General features: G+C 52.7%; 16 protein-coding genes. 4 read left to right on the plus strand and 12 right to left on the minus strand.

Going from position 1 to position 14,327, the window contains the following annotated elements; translation table 11 throughout:
• Nucleotides 1–25: 25 nt before the first annotated feature.
• From ACT3TJ_RS00985 to fliS, 11 genes are all read right to left on the minus strand, one after another.
• Nucleotides 26–1,315, minus strand: coding sequence for a methyl-accepting chemotaxis protein (locus ACT3TJ_RS00985; protein ID WP_226912073.1), 1,290 nt, complete (start codon nucleotides 1,313–1,315; stop codon nucleotides 26–28).
• A 130-nt stretch (nucleotides 1,316–1,445) separates the two neighbouring features.
• Nucleotides 1,446–1,946 (minus strand): chemotaxis protein CheW, encoded by a 501-nt coding sequence (gene cheW, locus ACT3TJ_RS00990; protein WP_193053680.1) that lies wholly within the window; start codon nucleotides 1,944–1,946, stop codon nucleotides 1,446–1,448.
• A complete protein-coding gene (gene cheA, locus ACT3TJ_RS00995) occupies nucleotides 1,943–4,024 on the minus strand; it encodes a chemotaxis protein CheA (RefSeq protein WP_193056591.1) in 2,082 nt (693 codons plus the stop codon). The genes cheW and cheA overlap by 4 nt, the downstream gene beginning before the upstream one ends.
• 43 nt (nucleotides 4,025–4,067) lie before the next feature.
• Nucleotides 4,068–4,991 carry a flagellar motor protein MotB gene (gene motB, locus ACT3TJ_RS01000; RefSeq protein ID WP_087109056.1) on the minus strand — a complete coding sequence of 308 codons (924 nt, stop codon included), beginning with the start codon at nucleotides 4,989–4,991 and terminating at the stop codon, nucleotides 4,068–4,070.
• Nucleotides 4,988–5,857 (minus strand): flagellar motor stator protein MotA, encoded by an 870-nt coding sequence (gene motA / locus ACT3TJ_RS01005; RefSeq protein ID WP_193056592.1) that lies wholly within the window; start codon nucleotides 5,855–5,857, stop codon nucleotides 4,988–4,990. The genes motB and motA overlap by 4 nt, the downstream gene beginning before the upstream one ends.
• Nucleotides 5,858–6,048: 191 nt before the next feature.
• Nucleotides 6,049–6,606, minus strand: coding sequence for a flagellar transcriptional regulator FlhC (flhC, locus tag ACT3TJ_RS01010; RefSeq protein WP_193056593.1), 558 nt, complete (start codon nucleotides 6,604–6,606; stop codon nucleotides 6,049–6,051).
• Nucleotides 6,603–6,932, minus strand: a complete 330-nt coding sequence (gene flhD / locus ACT3TJ_RS01015) for a flagellar transcriptional regulator FlhD (RefSeq protein WP_193056594.1) — start codon at nucleotides 6,930–6,932, stop codon at nucleotides 6,603–6,605. Before flhD ends, flhC begins: the two co-directional genes overlap by 4 nt.
• A gap of 112 nt (nucleotides 6,933–7,044) precedes the next feature.
• Nucleotides 7,045–7,329 (minus strand): EscU/YscU/HrcU family type III secretion system export apparatus switch protein, encoded by a 285-nt coding sequence (locus ACT3TJ_RS01020; protein ID WP_193056595.1) that lies wholly within the window; start codon nucleotides 7,327–7,329, stop codon nucleotides 7,045–7,047.
• On the minus strand, nucleotides 7,313–8,593 hold the full coding sequence (locus ACT3TJ_RS01025) for a flagellar hook-length control protein FliK (protein WP_193056596.1): 1,281 nt from the start codon (nucleotides 8,591–8,593) through the stop codon (nucleotides 7,313–7,315). The genes ACT3TJ_RS01020 and ACT3TJ_RS01025 overlap by 17 nt, the downstream gene beginning before the upstream one ends.
• On the minus strand, nucleotides 8,590–8,994 hold the full coding sequence (gene fliT, locus ACT3TJ_RS01030; protein ID WP_193056597.1) for a flagellar protein FliT: 405 nt from the start codon (nucleotides 8,992–8,994) through the stop codon (nucleotides 8,590–8,592). Before fliT ends, ACT3TJ_RS01025 begins: the two co-directional genes overlap by 4 nt.
• Nucleotides 8,995–9,001: 7 nt before the next feature.
• The gene (gene fliS / locus ACT3TJ_RS01035; protein ID WP_087109068.1) at nucleotides 9,002–9,418 is read right to left on the minus strand and encodes a flagellar export chaperone FliS; all 417 of its coding nucleotides are present in this window, start codon (nucleotides 9,416–9,418) and stop codon (nucleotides 9,002–9,004) included.
• A 328-nt stretch (nucleotides 9,419–9,746) separates the two neighbouring features.
• Between fliS and ACT3TJ_RS01040 the strand changes: the two genes are divergently transcribed.
• On the plus strand, nucleotides 9,747–10,127 hold the full coding sequence (locus ACT3TJ_RS01040; RefSeq protein WP_193056598.1) for a flagellar protein FlaG: 381 nt from the start codon (nucleotides 9,747–9,749) through the stop codon (nucleotides 10,125–10,127).
• An 88-nt stretch (nucleotides 10,128–10,215) separates the two neighbouring features.
• On the opposite strand, the gene fliE is transcribed toward ACT3TJ_RS01040, so the two are convergent.
• Nucleotides 10,216–10,545 (minus strand): flagellar hook-basal body complex protein FliE, encoded by a 330-nt coding sequence (fliE, locus tag ACT3TJ_RS01045; protein ID WP_087109075.1) that lies wholly within the window; start codon nucleotides 10,543–10,545, stop codon nucleotides 10,216–10,218.
• 255 nt (nucleotides 10,546–10,800) lie between these two features.
• Between fliE and fliF the strand changes: the two genes are divergently transcribed.
• Genes fliF through fliH form a run of 3 tightly spaced genes read left to right on the plus strand, consistent with a single transcriptional unit; the run spans nucleotide 10,801 to nucleotide 14,324 of the window.
• Entirely contained in the window at nucleotides 10,801–12,573 is a 1,773-nt protein-coding gene (gene fliF, locus ACT3TJ_RS01050; protein WP_193056599.1) for a flagellar basal-body MS-ring/collar protein FliF, read from the plus strand.
• On the plus strand, nucleotides 12,566–13,573 hold the full coding sequence (gene fliG, locus ACT3TJ_RS01055) for a flagellar motor switch protein FliG (protein WP_087109079.1): 1,008 nt from the start codon (nucleotides 12,566–12,568) through the stop codon (nucleotides 13,571–13,573). The genes fliF and fliG overlap by 8 nt, the downstream gene beginning before the upstream one ends.
• Nucleotides 13,566–14,324: a flagellar assembly protein FliH gene (gene fliH, locus ACT3TJ_RS01060; RefSeq protein WP_193053690.1), complete on the plus strand. Its 759-nt coding sequence runs from the start codon at nucleotides 13,566–13,568 to the stop codon at nucleotides 14,322–14,324. Before fliG ends, fliH begins: the two co-directional genes overlap by 8 nt.
• Nucleotides 14,325–14,327: the final 3 nt, after the last annotated feature.

Consider the following 14,327-nt stretch of genomic DNA (forward strand, 5'->3'; position numbering starts at 1 on the left):
CTATCGTTGTTTATAGCGTTTGCTATTAAAATGCTTCCCAGGCTTCTGTTTCCACCTTTCTTGAAGCAGTGCCGATAGAAAGAGGCTTGGAAGTGACGGACGCGACAGGCCCCGCCGTGGATGAGGCGGATACAGGCGTTGGGTTATGAGCAACCTGAAAACGCTCAACGGTATTTCTTAACCGCGCCGCTTCGTCTTCAAGCTCATTGGCATTATGTGCCGCATGTTGAACAAGCTGAGCGTTCTGCTGAACCACTTGATCCATTTGTGCAACCGCTTGGTTAACCTGAGCAATACCGTTGCTCTGTTCTTCAGAGGCTGCAGCAATTTCATCCATGATATCGTTGACCCGCTGCACTGCATCCACCAGCGCCTGCATGGTCTCACCTGCCTGATTGACCCGCTGCGTGCCGGTCTCTACTTTACCCAACGAGGTATCAATGAGCGTACGAATCTCCTTCGCCGCGTTAGCGCTGCGACTGGCCAGGCTACGCACTTCCTGAGCGACCACAGCAAACCCCTTGCCATGCTCACCCGCACGGGCAGCCTCTACCGATGCGTTAAGCGCCAGGATATTGGTTTGAAACGCAATATTATCAATCAACGTGATGATATCGGCCACTTGATGAGAGCTGGCATTGATATCCTGCATGGTTTCAACAATGCCGCTCACTTCTTCACCGCTTCGCCTCGCTGTTAACGTAGCATTTTGCGCAAGCTGGCTAGCCTGACGTGCGTTATCGGCATTGTGGCCCACCGTTGAGGCAAGCTGTTCCATACTGGAGGCGGTCTCTTCAAGCGAAGAGGCCTGCTGTTCAGTACGCGAGGAGAGGTCGTTATTACCGCTGGCAATCTGTTGAGAGCGCGCATAAATGGACGACCCACTGCCACGCACAACGCTCACTGTTTCTGATAAAGAAGCCTGCATATGCGCCATCGCAACGTATAGCCGACCTATTTCATTATTGCCCGGTGCCGAGATCTGCTGGCTTAAATCGCCCTGCGCCATGCGTTCGAAATAGCCAACCAAACGATCCAGTGGCTTAAGTACATTGACCGTCACGCCCCAAATCACCACCACGACGGTCGTCACTGTGATCACCACAATGGCGATAAGCGCCCAGCGAATGCGGCCGGTAAAGTCCGAGAATTCAGCCTGTTGAACGCTGCCATCACTGGCGGCCTGCATGATGGCTGCCCCATGCTGAAGAGCATAAAAACCGATGCCACAGGCCACAATCACCAGTAACGAAAAGGAAGCAAGCACCAGCCCCCAACTGAGCCGCACGGTCATGTTTCCCAACATCTGCCGCATTAGCTGTGTCACAATGTTTTCTCCAAACACAACGTCACTCGCAGGCGCATTCCTTGGCGCTAGAGGGGCCGTTCAACTTGGGAAGACACGTTCCGTGTGGCCTTTTTAGTACAAAGTAGCGGCAGTCGCCTTAACGATTGCTGGTGCTATCCACCAATGCCATCTCTTCACTGGTAAGCAGCTTATCGATATCGACAAGTACCAGCATGCGGTCATCCAGGCTGCCAAGACCGCTCAGGAAATCAGACGACAGGGTGACGCCAAATTCAGGCGCCGGTTTAATTTGCTCAGGGTTTAATGTCATGACGTCAGAAACGCCATCGACCACGATACCCACGACGCGATCGGCGACGTTAACCACAATCACCACGGTCTGGCCGCCGTACTCCACGTTGTCAAGATGGAATTTGATACGCAGATCGACAATCGGCACAATCACGCCGCGCAGATTGGTAACCCCTTTAATAAAGTCAGGCGCATTGGCAATACGCGTTACATTTTCGTAACCGCGAATCTCCTGTACCTTCAAAATATCAATGGCGTACTCTTCTTCGCCTAATGAAAATACTAAAAACTCACGGTTTTCAGCTTCATCCGCGGCGAGAACCGCCTCATTATTTGCTTGACTCATGACGGCTCAGCCTCCTTATAAAAAGAGATAGGTTGATTATTAATCACTTTGCTCGCTTCTTTCTTGACCCTGCTCAAGCGATGCAGTCCTGTGATATCCAAAATTAGCGCTACGCTGCCATCCCCCAGGATGGTTGCCGCCGAAATCCCCGGCACCTTGCGGTAATTGTCTTCAAGGTTTTTCACCACTACCTGCTGCTGCCCAACCAGCTCATCAACCAGCATGGCGTAACGACGCCCTTCGCCCTGCACAATGACCGCGATACTCTGGGTAGGATCCGTAATGGCGTTTTCCACATCCAGAACTTCATGAACCGCAATAACAGGCAGATACTCGTCGCGTACCTTTAAGACAACGTCGTCTCCGGCCATCGCGTACATCTCGCCCTTGGTTGGCTGTAACGATTCAAGCACGGTAGAAAGCGGCAGAATAAACGTCTCCCCACCGACCTTAATCGACATGCCATCCAGTATCGCAAGCGTTAACGGCAGCACGATCCGCGTGTTGGTGCCTTCGCCTTTTTTGGACTGGATCTCAACACGACCGCCCATTCCCTGAATATTACGTTTAACCACATCCATACCCACACCACGCCCCGAGACGTCGGTCACGGCCTCAGCGGTTGAAAAGCCTGGCGCAAAAATAAGTTGGTAAACGTCTTCGTCGCTCATGGTGTCAGAGACGCTAAGGCCATTTTCACGTGCCTTGGCTAGCAGTCGCTCACGATCCATTCCGGCGCCATCATCGCGCACCTCAATCAGGATGTTACCGCCCTGATGGCGAGCAGAAAGTACGAGCTTGCCAATACGGGGCTTGCCAAGCGCTTCGCGCTTATCCGGCATTTCAATGCCGTGATCAAGGCTATTACGCACCAGGTGAGTTAAGGGATCGGTAATCCGCTCAACCAGACTCTTGTCAAGCTCCGTGGACTTACCCTCGGTCACAAGCTCTATCTCTTTACCCAGCTTGCCCGCGGTATCGCGAACAACACGCGGAAAACGGCTAAACACGAATTCCATGGGAATCATGCGGATCGACATGACCGCTTCTTGCAAGTCTCGGGCATTACGCTGCAAAAGGCTCATGCCATTTTGAAGCGAGCTGTTGCCCACCGACTGATCGTCCAAATCGCTAACCGTTTGATCAAGCATCGACTGGGTAATGATTAGCTCGCCCACCAGATTGATAATCTGGTCGACTTTATCCACCGAAACGCGAATGGAAGAGGACTCGGCGGCCGCCTTTTTCGACTTAGCACTGCTATCGGGCGTCTTTTTGGCCTCTGCAGGTGGGCGCGCAGCTTCTGGTGCAGGCGTTGTAGGCTCCGGTGTTACTGGAGCAGGAGCAGGCGGCGGCGTGCTTTTAGCCTCCTCTTGTGCAGTTGCAGGGGCACCACTCGCTACACGAATCTCAATCTGCTCTGGTTCAATGATGAAACACATGACGGCTTCAATATCGTCAGCGCTGACATCGCCACTCAGTATGACTTCGTAACATTTCTCATCGCCAGACTGCGACTGAACATCGCCCAGCTGCTCAAGCTCTTCAACCAGCAACGTACGCTCTTTTTCAACCACATTAAGCAGGGCGACAATCAGCTGGTTTTGACCGGCTGAGGCTTTCGCTGGTTCTTCAGCCTGGACGACCGGTGCAGGTGCCGCTGCCTCCACCGGCGCATCCAATGTTTGACCAATTTCTTCCAGAGCTATCTGCTGTAATACTTGGCAAATTCTTTCGTACGCCTCTTGATTGGGCGCTTCCTCGTTGCGATAGGCATCGAGTTGCTCATGCATGATGTCTTTAGCCTCTAAAAAGGTATCCACGAGCTCGGCACGCAGTACAAGCTCCCCTTTACGTGCATGATCCAGCAGATTTTCGAGTATATGCGTTGTCTTTTGTAGCACGCTAAAGCCGAAGGTACCTGCTCCACCTTTGATCGAGTGCGCCGCGCGGAAAATAGCGTTTAGCTGCTCAATGTCGGGATTATCGACATTGAGCTCCAGCAAGTGCTGCTCCATATCAGCAAGCAACTCTTCAGCCTCTTCAAAAAAGGTGTCAAAAAAATCCGCTATATCCATGCACCACTCCACTCTAACGTCATATTTTTGTCACAAGCCAACGCTAATCCGACGCATTTGTCGGCAGGGGCTCTTGCGTTAAGTCTTCGACCAGGTCATCCGCAGAAGCAGGCAGCGTGGCATCAGAACTCATCGTTCCCGGGTTGCGAATCGCCTCTGCGATTTCGGGTAGCAAGACGACAAGTTCAATACGGCGATTAACCGGATCTCGAGGATCCGTATCGGGTAACACGACACGGTTAGCAAAGCCTGATACGCGCAGCAGTTGATCAGGATCAAGCCCTCCGGTCACCAGCTCGCGGCGCGAGGCATTGGCACGATCATTAGAGAGTTCCCAGTTGCTATAGCCCCGATATCCTCCGGCATAGGGCACGTTATCGGTATGTCCACTAATACTAAGATCGTTAGGCAATTCGTTAAGTAACGGCGCAATCGTACGCAGTAAATTGCGCATATACGGGGCCACCTGATCACTGCCCAACTCAAACATTGGGCGTTGCTCGGTATCCAGCAGTTGGATACGAAGCCCTTCACGGGTTAAATCAAAGCGCATTTGCCTGCGTAGCTGACGCAGTTCGGGGTCTGCCTCAATGGCGCGTTCGATGCGCTCCTGTAGATCGGTGAAGAAACGTCGCTCCTGCATGCTTGGCCGGGTCTGCTGCATGGTATCGATGCGCGCCCTTTCACCATCACTGTGTGTCGGGTCCGGGCCACCACCAGGGATAACCCTGGTACTGCCTGATTGATCACCACCGGTGATTGCCGTCACCAGTGGCGTACTGAAATATTCCGCCACGCCGCGCCGCGTTTCTTCACTGGAGACACTTAAAATCCACATTACCAGGAACAGCGCCATCAGCGCGGTCATGAAATCCGCTAGAGCAATTTTCCAGGCGCCGCCGTGATGCGCATGCACCACCTTTTTACGCCGGATAATAATCGGGCGCTTTTCACCGCCCTTACTCATGCAGTACCGCCCTTCCTGGCATTTTTCACATACTCTTCAAGCTCGAAAAAAGTTGGACGCTCGGCGGTATACAGCGCTTTACGGCCAAACTCAACGGCCAGCTGAGGTGCGTAGCCGTGCAAACTTGCCAATAATGTTATCCGAATGCATTGCATCATCTTTTCTGCTTCCTGGGCTTGCCGACCGGCGAAGCTGGCAATGGGGTTAATAAAGCCGTAACCCAACAAAATACCCAGGAAGGTTCCCACCAGCGCGTGGGCAATCATTTCACCCATCTGTTGCGCAGTGGCATCCGCATAGGTCAATGCCTTGATGACCCCCATTACTGCCGCCACGATGCCGAAGGCGGGCATGGCATCGCCCACTTTTGCAATCGCATCGACGGGGACATGAGCCTCTTGTTCAAATACTTCGATTTCGTGCAGCATCAGCTCATCAATTTCCATAGGCTCCATGCCGCCACTCACCATCAAGCGCAGATAGTCCGTCAAGAACGTCATGACATGCGGATCAGCTAATACAGTAGGATGCTCTTGAAACAGGGGACTTTCTTGAGGGTTGTCAATATCTCGCTCTATGCCCAGCATTCCTTCACGGCGGATTTTTGACAATAGCTTGTACTGCATTGCCATCACTTCCATGTAAAATGCTTTGTTATATTTTTTTGCTCCCCTGAGTCTGGGCAGTAGTTTGAAGGTGGCTTTAATCGCTTTGATGTTGTTGGCAGCGATAAATGAGCCAACACCAGCACCACCGATAATGACTAGCTCAAGTGGTTGGTACAGAGGGCCTAGACTGCCACCTGCCAACACATAGCCACCAAATACACATAACAAAACGACTACATAGCCTAAAAGTATCAGCACAAGCAGGGTCCTTGCGGTGTTTCAGTATTAAGTAGGGAACCAAAACTTAGCCATCTGTTCGGATGGTTGAGTGGCGTTCCGGCTCAAGTACAAATTAGCTTTATCATACCAGGGCTAATGTACAGTCTAATTAAAAAGTAACGCCGCCTTTTAACGCTATCTATTCGTTAAAGGCGCATTTGATAATTCTTTTACCCTTCACTGATGCCGTGGCTATCTTCCTTGGCTTGCTGCGCCTTACGGGTTTTACCTGCCCGCGATGGCGGCTGACAAATACCACAGATATAGTCGTGGGCCGGGCTATGGGCATGAGCCACAAACTGCCCACCACAGCGGGTACAACGGCTAAACTCAAGCAGGTCGCTTTCAAAAAAGCGCACTAACGTCCAGGCACGCGTCAAACCCAATACGGGCTCGGCGCCCTCCAACATCATCTGCTCGTTGTAAAGTCGATAGGCTTTTACAAACGCTTCGATTCTCTCGCAGCAGGTGTCTCGCAGCAGACTGGCGTAGATATTGTAAAAAAGCGATGAATGAACATTGGGCAGCCAGGTAATAAACCAGTCGGTCGAAAACGGCAGCATGCCCTTGGGCGGCGACATCCCACAGACTTCTTTATAAAGCTTGATTAGGCGCGTACGGCTTAATTCGGTTTCCGTTTCCAACACCTGCAAGCGTGCGCCCAGCTCAATCAGCTCAATTGCCAGCTGCACTTGGTGCATTTCATCCACCAGGCTTTTCTGGGTCACCCCTTATCTCCTGATAATGACTCAAATGTATCGCCAGCTAACAGCAGCGAAGCGTGTAGACCGGCGAGTCCCTGATCGCGCGGATTCTCAGTGATCTGGCGTAACCGCTGAGCACTCGTCTGGCTGAATCGACATATCAGCTGGTTAGTACGCGCCAACTTCGTCAACTGGCGAGCACTCAGCGAAGACAGCAGTTCAGCGACGTCATTATCTATTTTCAAACGAAATAGTGCTGTCTCGCGGTCTTCACTTAACAGGCGCTGCGCGAGAAGCAAATAGGCTAAATTTATTTCTTCAATTTCATCGAGATAATTGGTGTGACTCATAATGTTCCATCAAATGACACAGGCGCAATCTTGTAACCGTTATGCGGACGCCTTGATGACTTTTCTGCCCCTTCGCCATGGTTGCACACTATCTATATATTGGCTACTTGGCTCAATCATGGCGTTTTAGGCCTTCGTCTGACAGTTCAAATACCCACACCAGCAGCTCTGCCACTACTTGATAGAGGCGCGGAGGTATCTCTGCGTCTAAATCCAGCTGCATTAAAAGTGCTACGATCTCAGGTGCATCATGCACATAAATCCCTTGCCGGTGAGCTTCCGCCATAATGCGCTCGGCAAGCTCGCCGTACCCCTTTGCGACAACACGCGGCGCACGTTCATTTTCCTGGTAAGCAAGCGCAACCGCCTGGCGACTACGTTCATTCGGCAAGGACATCACTACTCTCCAGCGGTATATACCGCGCACGCACCTGCGCTTTGTCCAAATCCAGTGCATTCAAACGCTGCTCTAAAGCAGGGACACCTTGCTCCAGATACTGATGCGTGGCTTTATCGGCCGTTGTTAAATCAATACTTAACACCGCTCGATAAAACCACAATGAGACGCTAAATGCCCCTAAACTAGGCACGTCCAACTGCATCTCAGAGCGCCACCCATCCTCCTCCTTATTATCCCCCTCACCGCCCCCATTTTTTTCTTGAGCAGGCAGATGGATCACAAGTGCCATAAAAATGCCTGCCCAAACGTCACCCTCCCAACGAACCACAGGCATGACCAGCATGTCCAACTGCTGACGTACGATACTTTGCAAACTTTCATGGACCACTTCACGGTGCCCACGATTACTGAGAGCTTCCATGCCTCGCTCATAGGCCATGGCATCGCGCGTCAACCTGGCATTATCCTCCATACTGGGCGGCGCACTTTGCGTAAAAGCTGCTGTATTCGGCATTGGGGCTGCACGCGTGGCGGCAGTCTGATCGTTGGATACATACTGCAAAGCGCTGCCGGGCACTATTGCTTTGGTTAAAGGCGACTCGGAAAAAGACGCCTTTAATAAAAACGGCACATTAGGCGATAACGCCTCGGCTGGCTGTAACGGTGCATGGAGCTGCAGCGGCGCACTTGGCAGTGATGCACCAGGCTGTAGCGCAACGCCTGAGGGCAGTGCGAGTGGGCGAGGGCCGGGCTGCATTTGCGGCTCTCGTAGCAGTTGCTGACGTGCCATATCGCCTTGAAACCAACGCTTTAAATGGGACTCATAAAACAGCCCGCTATCGCGTATGCTGGACTCCAAACGTTCCGCAACAACCGTCGCCGCTGGCGCCTCTTGCGCAGCCAACAAGGGCGCGGGTGGCCGAATGACAGCAGGTGGCGCAGGGAAGCGCAGTAACACATCCGCAATACTGCGCGCTGCTGGACTAAAATGGGTCTGTGTTGACCCCGGCGGCGTACCCTGCGTATCACCTCGCGCCAACAGCCTGTCACCGTTAAGTGACTCCGGCGCGCGCTTTAAATCATTCAGCAATGCCGGTTCAGTACGCCCATCAAGGCGTGAATCGCCCTGTAGAGCGCGCGGACCCTCACCAGGAGGAATCGGCTTAACAGGTTCGCTCAACGCATGCTTTAACGACACTTCCCCCTGCCGACCCAACACTTGATGCATAAGCGTATCAATCAACGGCGTGATACCACTCACTTGATCACTTCTCCATCGTCAGAACCCAAGGCACTAAAAGAAGCGCCCTGCTGGGGTGCGTAGGCACGATGAAGATCTCGCTGACGCTGAGAAACACCAATTAGCTTGCCTAACTCATCTCGCCTTGCCATCAAGCGACGCCGAATTTCCACATCATATTCTAAAATGCGCTCAAGTAACTCTGCCTTACGCTGCTTGGCGGGATCATCCAGCACCACCACGCTATCGAGCTTGCGCACCTCCTCGACCAGCAAGACATAATGGGTGCGCTGCTCAATCAGTTCTACCCACTGCTCGGCGCTGGCCAGCTCATGCATTTGAGTAACATGAACCAGCAGCCCCTCATACGCATCTAACAGTACGTGCGGTGCGTGATCGTGGGCATTTATGGAAGCTGCCATGAGGGCCTCATACGCTTTGCTGTTGTCCAATTTCACGCCATGCAGAGGCAATATTTTCAAGCAGTTGCTCCGCTTGGTTTAAGCTTTCCTCGTCATTTCGCAAATTGGCGGTGAGTAATAAGCGAGCGATGTAGTCATAAAGTGACGCCAATCGCTCAGCAATATCGCCACCTTTTTCTTGGTCAAGGGCGGCGCCAAGGCCGTTATTGATAATATCCAACGCTTTGGATATTGCTTTGCCTTTCTCACTCGTGTTGCCGCTTTGCATGTGGATACGCGCAGCACGAATAGATGTTTGCGCTCCCTCAAACAACAAGACAATAAGCCTATGCGGATCAGCTGACATCACGCCACTTTCGACACCAACGCGCGCATAAGCGTTAGCACCTCTTCCGTAGGCAGCACTGCCGCGAGAGTATGTCACTAGCTTGAACTCCTAATTGATACCGGTTACTGGTCAGACAACACGGTAACCGCCGCCCGCCTTTTCTCATTTAATACGAGCACACCATGCTCATCTATAAAATGATATCGGCGCAATGGCGCCAGACTTTAATGGCGCAGCCAACTTTCTTTGCAACAAAAAGAATACCTGACCAACCCATTATAAAGTTTGTGGCGTATCAGCCGATAATAGTAAGGAGGCTCAGCTATAGAGGCAGGGCTGACGCTTTATCCAAACCGACTTATCCATGGGTTGTTACTACTGAGTCACTACTATTTAGCCCTTATCTTTACAAGGAACGGCTGTCATGACATCACCGCTAACGGATACCATAACAACACTATCAGCCACACCATCACCCCACCTAACGCCGCAACAACGCCTGGACAGCACGCTCGCCCAACTGTCAACGACAGACAATAGCGGCGCTCAAACTGGCTCAGGAGCTGTCTCAGGAACTACCGCCGTAACAAAAGGCGAGCTGATTGAACCCATCCAGCGTATTAACGCGGCGATGCAAGCGCATGGAATAGAGTTCGATGTTAGCGATGAGTCATCACGTATTGTGACACGCGTTATTGACCGGGAGTCTGGGGATGTCATTCGCCAAATCCCTTCAGAAGAAGTACTGGCGATTGCTGAGCGCCTGGAAGAAATGCAAGGGCGCCTTATTTCACTAGAGGTATAAAGACTCGGCAAAGCTTTCTTCAAACAAGCGCCAGCTAACGCAACACTTACTTATGTCTGGCGCCTTGTTTGAAGGAAGCTTCAAGCCACTACACTTGCATATTCATTACATCGCGATACGCAGTCACCACACGGTTACGCACCTGAAGCCCCATCTGGAAGGCAACGCTCGCTTTTTGCATATCCACCATAACGTCGTTCAGCTCAACGTTCGGCTCTCCTGCCTGAAACGCCATGGCTTTTGCATCAGCCGCTTTTTGAAGACGATTAATACGCTGAATTGATGCCTGTAGCTCGCTACCAAAACCGCCCTGCCCTACTGCCGTCGAGACATGCTCACCTTTTAACGGTTGCGCTGCCGCTTGCGTCGCGAGCCCTTGCATTTGTTGAAGCGCTGCTTGTATTGCCGGCGTACTCATACATAAGCCTCATCAGCTTTAAATAAAGTAATGGGCAAAGCCTAACACTGCTGTCGCTGCGCTCATACGTACAATTGCGCACTAAAAGCCAAGCTTTTCGTTCATTTATGCTCGACACACCTCGGGATAATGGCGCCCATCACAATTCCGCCTTTTCCTCCAGGCGGATAACCGCGATTGACGGATATAGCCTATGCCTTCTTTGGTGATGCGCCTGGGCCGGCATCTGTTTTGCTTACCCCTTTGGAGGGATGCATGAGTGAAACCGGTGCAACGGCAGGCCGTCAAAACAGCACGACACAAAGCACTCTCCGCAATGGTCCAACAGACAGCGATGTAAAAAGCAGTCCTATGGTTGAGCGCCTGTTAAAACAGTTACGTGGTAGCCCGCTGGTAGTGCTGCTAATTGCAGGAGCAGCCTCTATTGCTCTTGTCGCCGCACTGTTCATGTGGGCAAGCAGCCCCGAGTACCGCGTTTTATACAGCAATCTTACCGAGGCGGATGGTGGTCAAATTATTGCAGAGCTTGATAGCCGCTCCGTGCCCTATCAGTTTAGCCAAGGCGGCCAAGCTCTGCTGGTACCAAGTGATCAGATATATACACTGAGGTTGCAGCTTGCCGAGCAAGGGCTGCCTCGGGGCGGCAATCTCGGCCTTGAGTTAATGGATACCCAGGCGTTTGGTATTAGTCAGTTTGCTGAACAGGTTAATTACCAGCGCGGCCTGGAGGGTGAGCTGGCCCGCTCAATTGAGTCGCTAGGGCCTGTTGAGCGGGCTCGCGTTCACCTTTCGCTGGCCAAGCCATCCGTGTTTATTCGTGACCGCGAACCGGCCAAGGCCTCCGTTATATTGACGCTGCTACCCGGCCGCGTGCTGGGCGAGGGGCAGGTAAGCGCCATTATCCATATGGTATCCAGCAGTGTTCCCGAGCTTGCCGCAGAGGATGTCACGGTTGTTGATCAAAATGGCCGCCTTCTGTCAGCTAATTCCTCGAAAGGTAATGATCTTGACGGCTCCCAGCTTGAGTATATCGCGGAAGTAGAGCGCTCTTATCAGCAGCGCATCGAGCATATTCTTACGCCTATCCTGGGCCAGGCCAATGTGCGCGCTCAGGTCGCCGCACAAATCGACTTCTCAAGCCGAGAACAAACCTCCGAGCGCTATGGCCCGAACCAGCCGCCCAATGAAGCGGCCGTACGCAGCCGCCAGTTGAGCTTCTCCTTTGACGGTGACGACCCCTTGGCAAGCGGCATTCCTGGGGCACTCAGCAATACGCCGCCCGGCACAGCCCCTTCTCCCATTAACCAGCCAGAAGGTGCAGAGGGTGACGAGGAAGAAGCTGATGACGTTCCGCCTGAAGCACTGCGTAGTCTGCGTCAGGAAGATGTGGTCAATTATGAAGTCGACCGCAGCGTTGAGCATGTACAGCATCGGCTGGGGCAAATTCAGCGGCTTTCTGCGGCCGTCGTAGTTAATTACCGCGACACCGTTAATGCCGAAGGTGAACTTGAGCGCGTCGCGCTAACGGACATTGAGGTTGCCCAAATCGAGCGCCTGGTACGCCAGGCAATGGGCTTCTCTGAAGTGCGCGGGGATCAAATTGAAGTGGTGAATTCACCCTTTGCCGATACCCGCGAGGATGCGGCTGAAACCGATTGGTGGAAAGACCCCGGCACACTCGCGATTGCCAGCACCCTGGGGCGCTATCTGCTTGTCGCGCTTGCTGCCTTATTGCTTTATCTACTTATTTTACGTCCCTTGATCAAGCGTTATACGCAGACACCCGCTGTGGCGCCGGTCCTTCCAGGACAAACGCTTGCGACCAGCGTGGGTGGCGATGTGGAAGACGAGGCTGGGGCTGAGGGTGAAGCGCTTGATGAGGAAGGCAACACCTATAGCAATAAGCCCAAGCGAAACCGCAAAACGTCGCTATACGAACACAATCTTAATGACCTGCGTGACATGGCACAGGATGACCCACGCATGATCGCCATGATTATTCGCAGCTGGATGAATGCCAATGAGTAGCGAACTAGCCGACATGAGCGGCGCTCGCAAAAGCGCCATTCTTCTGCTCGCTCTTGATGAAGACAGCGCGGCAGAGGTGTTCAAGTACCTAAGCGCCAGCGAAGTACAAGATATCAGTATGGAAATGGCGCGCCTAAATCAAGTATCCCACGAGGATATGAAGGCCGTACTTGAAGCGTTCCACAAAGAGACAGAAGAGTTTGTCGCGCTCAATCTTAACTCCAGCGAACATATCCGTTCTGTGCTCACCAAGGCATTGGGTAGCGAACGCGCGACCAGCCTGATTGAAGATATCATGGAGACAACCGGCGGCAACTCAGGTATTGATGCGCTCAACCTGATGGAAGCCACCATGGTTGCAGAGCTGATCCGCGATGAGCATCCGCAGATTATCGCGACGGTTCTGGTTCACCTTGACCGCCATCAAGCGGCAGATATTCTTGAGCACTTTGAAGAAAAACTGCGTAACGATGTCGTCTTGCGGATCGCCACGTTTAGCGGTGTTCAGCCCGCCGCACTGCAGGAACTCACCGAAGTGCTCACCAGCATGCTGGATGGTCAGAACCTTAAGCGCAGCAAGATGGGCGGCGTGAGAACCGCAGCCGAAATCCTCAACCTGATGAACTCTTCTCAGGAAGAGACAGCCATCGAAACCGTTCGCGCGCACAACGAAGACCTGGCTCAAAAGATTATCGACGAAATGTTTCTGTTCGAAAATCTGCTCGACCTGGACAACCGCGCTATCCAAATGGTGCTTCAGGAAGTCGAAACCAATTCGCTGGTGGTGGCGCTCAAAGGTGCACAGGATGCATTGGTCGACAAGTTCTTGCGCAACATGTCCCAGCGCGCCTCAGAGCTCGTTCGCGAAGACATGGAAGCACGCGGACCCATTCGTGTTTCACAAGTTGAAACGGAGCAAAAAGCCATTCTACAAGTGGTGCGCCGCTTAGCCGATTCAGGTGAGATCGTGCTGGCCGGAGGAGATGACGAATATGTCTAATTCGTCGTCTCCTGAGTTTGACCGTCATCGTAGCTGGCAACGCTGGCAAATGGATGAGCTTGTCCCGCAACACAAAGAGGCCAACCAGGCGCCTGCGGTGCCGTCTGCGCACCAGCGCAAAGTGCTGGCTGCACAAAAAGCAGCCGAACAGGCACATCAGCGCGAACAGCAGGAGCGCGAGGAGCTTTATGAACGTCTTCGCCAGGAGGCTGAAGAGGCGGGCTATCAGGCTGGGTTACAACAGGGTCATGAAGAAGGGTTAGCAAAAGGTCTGGAAGAGGGTCGCGCCCAGGCAAAAGAAGAGCTCCAGGAACAGATTCATCAAGCGGTTACGCCTTTGCATACGTTGGCTAAACAGTTTGCAGATGCCCTGGAGCGTATTGATGAAATCGTTGCTCACGATCTTGTGGCGCTGTCATTGGCGACAGGCAAGCAGTTAGCTGGGGAAGCCCTGCAAGAAACACCCGAACAAATTCTGAATATTGTCCGTGAGCTTCTACATACGGAGCCACCGCTGGTTGGGCAGCAGCGTCTGTGGCTAAACCCTGAAGACCATACTCTGGTAGAAACTCACCTAGGTAATGAGCTTAGCGCCGCTAACTGGAAATTACAGCCTGACGACCAGCTGGCGCGAGGTGGCTGTCGCGTCACCAGCGCTCAAGGTGAATTAGATGCCACCTTTGAAAGCCGCTGGCAGGCGATCCAGTCCCAGGCCCGTAAGCGTCATTCACCCAATACTACGTCTTCATAGGCG

It is taken from the genome of Halomonas sp. AOP30-A1-24 (assembly GCF_052378165.1).
Classification (GTDB): domain Bacteria; phylum Pseudomonadota; class Gammaproteobacteria; order Pseudomonadales; family Halomonadaceae; genus Vreelandella; species Vreelandella citrativorans.